We start from the raw sequence: 1482 nt of genomic DNA on the forward strand, positions 1-1482 counted from the left end.
GGACAAGGGTTGCGCTCGTTGCGGGACTTAACCCAACATCTCACGACACGAGCTGACGACAACCATGCACCACCTGTACACCGACCACAAGGGGGGCACCATCTCTGATGCTTTCCGGTGTATGTCAAGCCTTGGTAAGGTTCTTCGCGTTGCGTCGAATTAAGCCACATGCTCCGCCGCTTGTGCGGGCCCCCGTCAATTCCTTTGAGTTTTAGCCTTGCGGCCGTACTCCCCAGGCGGGGCACTTAATGCGTTAGCTGCGGCACGGACAACGTGGAATGTTGCCCACACCTAGTGCCCACCGTTTACGGCGTGGACTACCAGGGTATCTAATCCTGTTCGCTCCCCACGCTTTCGCTCCTCAGCGTCAGTATCGGCCCAGAGATCCGCCTTCGCCACCGGTGTTCCTCCTGATATCTGCGCATTTCACCGCTACACCAGGAATTCCGATCTCCCCTACCGAACTCTAGCCTGCCCGTATCGACTGCAGACCCGGGGTTAAGCCCCGGGCTTTCACATCCGACGTGACAAGCCGCCTACGAGCTCTTTACGCCCAATAATTCCGGACAACGCTTGCGCCCTACGTATTACCGCGGCTGCTGGCACGTAGTTAGCCGGCGCTTCTTCTGCAGGTACCGTCACTTTCGCTTCTTCCCTGCTGAAAGAGGTTTACAACCCGAAGGCCGTCATCCCTCACGCGGCGTCGCTGCATCAGGCTTTCGCCCATTGTGCAATATTCCCCACTGCTGCCTCCCGTAGGAGTCTGGGCCGTGTCTCAGTCCCAGTGTGGCCGGTCGCCCTCTCAGGCCGGCTACCCGTCGTCGCCTTGGTAGGCCATTACCCCACCAACAAGCTGATAGGCCGCGGGCTCATCCTTCACCGCCGGAGCTTTCCACACGGAGGTCATGCGACCCCGTGTCGTATCCGGTATTAGACCCCGTTTCCAGGGCTTGTCCCAGAGTGAAGGGCAGATTGCCCACGTGTTACTCACCCGTTCGCCACTAATCCACCCCGAAGGGCTTCATCGTTCGACTTGCATGTGTTAAGCACGCCGCCAGCGTTCGTCCTGAGCCAGGATCAAACTCTCCGTGAATGTTTACCCGTAATCGGGTGCACACATCACGAGAGCGGAACAACCGGTCGGAATAAGACCCGTTGTTCTCAGCGTCCTCGCTGTGTAATTGCCTGCCGCCACCCACAAGGAGCGGAACGACAGGACTTTCAAAGGAACCACCAACCTGCCGAAGCAGGCCGGGGTATCAACATATCTGGCGTTGACTTTTGGCACGCTGTTGAGTTCTCAAGGAACGGACGCTTCCTTTGTACTCACCCTCTCGGGCTTTCCTCCGGGCGCTTCCCTTCGGTATTTCGTGTTCCCGACTCTATCAGTTCTTTTTCCTGCCTCCGACCACCGTCCGCAGGCATGCGGATATGCAGTGGATTCAGGGAATCTGCTGAGTTTGGGTCGCCCCGTCGGCACGC

Annotated in this window: 1 protein-coding gene and 1 rRNA gene; one reads left to right on the forward strand and one right to left on the reverse strand. The window is 58.4% G+C overall.

The window, feature by feature from the left end; translation table 11 throughout:
- Window positions 1–1093 (reverse strand): 16S ribosomal RNA (locus ACWGRX_RS26900); the annotation flags it as partial.
- Between the two features lie 88 nt (window positions 1094–1181).
- Between ACWGRX_RS26900 and ACWGRX_RS26905 the strand changes: the two genes are divergently transcribed.
- Window positions 1182–1482, forward strand: a 301-nt coding sequence (locus ACWGRX_RS26905; protein WP_452120056.1) for a hypothetical protein, incomplete at its 3' end; no start/stop codon positions are given.

This window comes from Allobosea sp. NPDC055594 (assembly GCF_053618995.1).